3 protein-coding genes are annotated in these 4,614 nt (G+C 65.0%); 1 reads left to right on the forward strand and 2 read right to left on the reverse strand.

Annotated features, from left to right (window positions below):
- Positions 1–231: 231 nt before the first annotated feature.
- On the reverse strand, positions 232–1,614 hold the full coding sequence (locus B0G38_RS23010) for an aspartate aminotransferase family protein (RefSeq protein WP_264671626.1): 1,383 nt from the start codon (positions 1,612–1,614) through the stop codon (positions 232–234).
- A gap of 27 nt (positions 1,615–1,641) precedes the next feature.
- A complete protein-coding gene (locus B0G38_RS23015; protein ID WP_413542105.1) occupies positions 1,642–3,018 on the reverse strand; it encodes an aspartate kinase in 1,377 nt (458 codons plus the stop codon).
- Between the two features lie 294 nt (positions 3,019–3,312).
- Here B0G38_RS23015 and B0G38_RS23020 point away from each other — a divergent pair, with 294 nt between their 5' ends.
- A complete protein-coding gene (locus tag B0G38_RS23020) occupies positions 3,313–4,020 on the forward strand; it encodes an AfsR/SARP family transcriptional regulator (RefSeq protein ID WP_264671628.1) in 708 nt (235 codons plus the stop codon).
- The last annotated feature ends 594 nt before the right edge of the window (positions 4,021–4,614 follow it).

A 4,614-nucleotide genomic window follows, 5' to 3' on the forward strand; every position in this document is an offset into this window, starting at 1 on the left:
AACACAACCCCCCCAGACTCGCGCCGCAGACCACAGGAAGCCTGGGGGTCGGCGTTGCTCCAGCTGCGACCTGCGCTGGTCTGTGTCATCCCCTCCACCTGGACGGCGGTGGCGACCAAGGCAGGCCGTGCACCAGTCCCGTCAAACCGGGCCTCCCAGCGTTTCCAAGGGGACGGGGTCACGAACGGGGGGAGTGCTGCGCGGCTGCCGGTATTGTCGCTCGTTGGGCGCTTATCCGGCCTCCTGCGTCCGGGGCATCAGCGCTTGGATGGCATTGACCAGGATCCGGCATGCAGTCTCGACCACGCCGGCTGTCACGTTCAGTGGCGGCAGCATGCGGACTACGCAGCCGTTCCGGCCGCCGGTTTCGAGGATCAGTCCGAGGCGTAGCACCTGTTCCTGGACGGAGAGCGCCAGGTCGCCGGCTGGCATTCCGGTTGACGGGTCCTGCAGCTCGATGCCCCACATCAGTCCCCGGCCGCGGATCTCGCGTACCCATGGCAGCGACTCAAGCGGTGCAAGCAGGTTGGCTACCTGCTCCCCGCGCTCGCGGACGTTGTCCAGCACTCTGTCGCGCTGGATAATGTGGACGGCTTCTGCTCCGGTGGCGAATGCCAGCTGGTTGCCGCGGAAGGTCCCGGTGTGGGCTGCGGGTGCCCAGGTGTCAAGCGAAGCGTCGTACATGATCAGGGCTACCGGGGTGCCGATGCCGCTCAGCGCTTTCGACGCGACGATGACGTCCGGTTCGATCCCGTACTGCTCGAACGCGAACCAGGTCCCGGTCCTGCCGCAGCCGGTCTGTACCTCGTCGACGATGAGCGGGATCTCCAGCTGCCGCGTCAGTTGCCGCAGCCGCTGGACGAACTCGAGCCGGGCCGGGATCACTCCGCCTTCGCCCTGGACCATTTCCACGATGACCGCGGCCGGAAGCGGGATGCCGCCGTTGCCGTCATGGAGGGAGTTCTCCAGGTAGCCGATGCAGTTGATGGCACAGGTCTCGGGGCTCAGGTTCACCGGGCACCGCGAGCAGTAGGAGTAGGGGAAGAAGTGCACTCCGGGCATGCCGTTGGCTACCGGCCGCTTTTGCTCGACAAGCCCGGTCAGGGCCATGGCGGCGGCGCTGCTGCCGTGGAAACCGCCTTGGAAGGAGATAATCTCGGAGCGTCCGGTCGCTGTCTTGCAGAGTTTGATCGCTGCGTCGACGGCATTCGCTCCTGTCGGTCCGCAGAAGTGCATCTTCATGCGCTCACGCATGCCAAGCGGAAGCATTGACAGCTGTGCTTCGATAAAGGCGTCCTTGACCGGTGTCGGAAAATCCAGTCCGTGGGCCAGCGTGCCCAGTTGGCGTCTGGCGATCTCGACGAGCTCCGGATGGTTGTGACCGAGCGAGAGGACGCCGGCACCGGCCAGGAAATCTATGAAGACGTTCCCGTCCAGGTCACGGACGAATGATCCTGCGGCGTCGGCGATCGCGATCGGCAGGTGGCGGGGATAGGCGCGGGCATTCGACTCGCGCTTTTCCTGGCGGGAGAGCAGTTCGGCCGATTTCGGCCCGGGCAAGGGGCCCGAGACATGCGGGCGGGTGTAGCTTACAGGTTCCATTTGCAGAGTCATGATTGCTCCGATTGCAGGGCCAGGATTTCACTGGGCAAGATGGACGACGGCAGGTGGTGCGGGGACAGGGACGGTCATCTGGGCGGTACCGGGCTCCCAGCCGAATGCCCGTCGGACGGCCAGGACGGCGGCGTCGAGGAGGTCGGCGCGGGTCAGCACGCTCAAGGTGGAGTCCGAGGTGGAAATGAGGTTGATGGGTATATCTGCTTCCGTGAGCGCCCTGAAGAAGCGGTAGGACACCTCGGGGTCCAGACGCATGCCGGCGCCGGTGAGGGAAAGCTTGCCCATGTGCTCATCACAGTGCAGGGTGCTGAAGCCGATCCTCGGCCGCGCTGCCTGGAGGGCCTGGCAGGCGGCCGCCGCCTCCGTCGCCGGAAGTGCCAGGACCATGTCCTTGTAGCCGGCCACGGCAGAGACGCTCTGGCCCACCATGTCGGCCGCGGAACCCACGGCGGACAGGGCAGCGAAGACCTGGGCGGCTTTGCCCGGAACGTCCGGAACCGACTCGACCCGGATACTGGCAGTGCTGTTTTCATAGCCGACGGCGGAAATCACCGGGCGCTCGGTGAAGGCCCCCGGTCCTGAGCGGACGCGACCCCCGTCCGGAACCACCAGTGTTCCGTTCGAGTGGGTAAAGGACGAGCGGACATGCAGGAGGACGCCGAAGCGGCGGGCATACTCCACACACCGTGCTTGGAGTACCTTGGCCCCGCAGGCAGCGAGTTCGAGCATTTCGGCGCTGGTAATGGCCTCAAGCTTCCGGGCGGCCGGCACCACACGGGGGTCGGCGCTGTAGACGCCGTCGACGTCCGTGTAGATTTCGCAGATGCCGGCCCCCAGCGCGGCGGCAAGAGCGATGGCGGTAATGTCGGAACCGCCGCGGCCCAGGGTCGTAATTTCCTTTGTTCCCACGCCCGTCCCCTGGAAGCCTGCGACGATCGGAATTTCGCCGCGGGCCAGGGCGGTCCGCAGCTCCCGCGGTTCTACGTCGACAATATGCGCCTTGCCGTGGACGTCGTCGGTCTTGAGGCCGGCACGGTGACCGGTGAACAGTTGCGACGGAACCCCCAGATTGGCCAAGGCCATACCCAGCAAAGCGATGGAAATGCATTCGCCGGTGGTAAGCAGGAAATCGAGATCGCGCGGGGCCGGCGACGGCGAGACGGTGGCCGCGAGGTCCAGCAGATCGTCGGTGGTGTCTCCCATGGCCGACAGCACCACCACAACGTTGTTCCCGGCTGCCCGGGTTTCAAGGATGCGCTGTGCGGCACGCTTGATGCCGTCCGCATCGGCGATGGATGAACCTCCGAACTTCTGCACTACGAGGCCGGATGAATCCAGGGGTCTAGGAGCCCTAAGTGGGCTGATTTTTTGCCGCCGCGGTGTTGAGGTGAGACCCAGCATCCCCCCACCGTGGGCCGATTGTCGGTCCATGATGCCTCCCTTGCTGACAGCAACAGTTGACTGCAACCGCTGTTATTCGTTTGTTACTGCCCTGTCACGACATCGGATTGTGCCAAGGAAGCTTGTATTTTTCTTGGACCTTGGGCTTTCCTGAATTCGCTTGCACCATTCATTGACAGGGAATCGCGCCTTGGCGATGCTGAAGGTTCCAAGCGGTGGGGCCCGCGAGGGGAGCTGCGGCCGGACGGTCCGGCTGGCTCTTTGTGGAGTGGACTGCGGGGGGACACTGCGGCTATGGCTACCGATCGAATTTGGAAATTGCGGCTGTTGGGCGGATGGCAGCTGCAGCGCGGAGACCAGCCGGTCACAGTGGCCCTGCGCCAGCAGCGCCTTATCGCCGCGCTGGCGTTGTACGGCAGGCAACCCCGGACGTTTCTGGCCGGCCTGCTCTGGCCGGACCGCCCGGAACATCAGGGGTTCGGCAATCTGCGGGAGAGTGTCTTCGTGGTGAACCGGGATCTGCCGAAGCTCCTGGTGCCGACGCGGCATTCCTTGGATCTGGCTGAGCGGGCTCGGATTGACGTCCGGGACATCAGGGCACAGGCATCCGGTGCGGAAGAACAAACCGGTCCGGACCTCCCGCAGAGCATCCTCGATACCGTCCTCGAGGCTGAACTGCTGCCTGGCTGGGGTGAAGACTGGGTCATTTCGGAACAGGATCGTTGGCAGCGTTGGCGGCTCTCCGTGCTCGAACGGCTGGCCCGGCAATTCCTGCTGCAGGGACAGATCGACCTGGCGGTGGAAGCGGCCCGTGCCGCCACGACCATTGAGCCGCTTCGCGAAAGCGCGCAACGGCTGCTGCTCCAGTGTTACCTGGCCGAGGGGAACCAAGCGGAAGCTCTGCGCGCCTACCAGTCTTTTCGGATCAGGCTGCGCCAGGAGTTCGGGGTTGACCCCTCACCCTTCACCGCGGACCTGGTCAGCTCGCTCCTGACGGACTGATCGGACGGGGGCACAGCATTTCGTCCGCAGCAGCGGAAGCGGATGGTTCCTGATCAAGGGTCGGCCGTCAGGCAATCAGCGTTGAGGTCCACCCATGCGGGTAGGCCGCACGAGTCCAGGGCCCGCCGCTGGTGGTCAGAGCCGTTGCCGTCAATCCATAAACGCCCCCGGGGGCGCGTCCACCGGTGAGCGGAACGGTTAACCGTTCCTTGTCTGGCCCTCGATGATTCATAGTCCCCAGGAGGCCTCTGAAGGGCCTTCTGCGGGCCTCGAATGGCATAATGGCCCCCGGAAGCCCGTAGCGGGCGTTGGGGTCTTCTGGTGCCCTCCTGGGCGCTTGAGCGGCTTTTGAACTGATAACGCTGTGACTAGCTGCCTCTCGAGGCTGAGCACGGCCTTCCGTACAGCCGACTGCGGCTTGCGATGCCGTTCATCTGCGGACGTCTGCCCCGATGCTGTCAGCGAAGCGCGTCAGTACGGCTGCCCCTGTAGCTGTTCGGCTCCGTGGTGGTGGCATTCCCCTGGATGAGCCAACCTTGGCTGGGCTTGCGTCCCGCGGACCAGTGGCGGGGGAGGGGCTAAGCGGGTTGTGTC

Source organism: Crystallibacter permensis (genome assembly GCF_025960875.1).
GTDB classification, from domain to species: Bacteria; Actinomycetota; Actinomycetes; order Actinomycetales; family Micrococcaceae; genus Crystallibacter; species Crystallibacter permensis.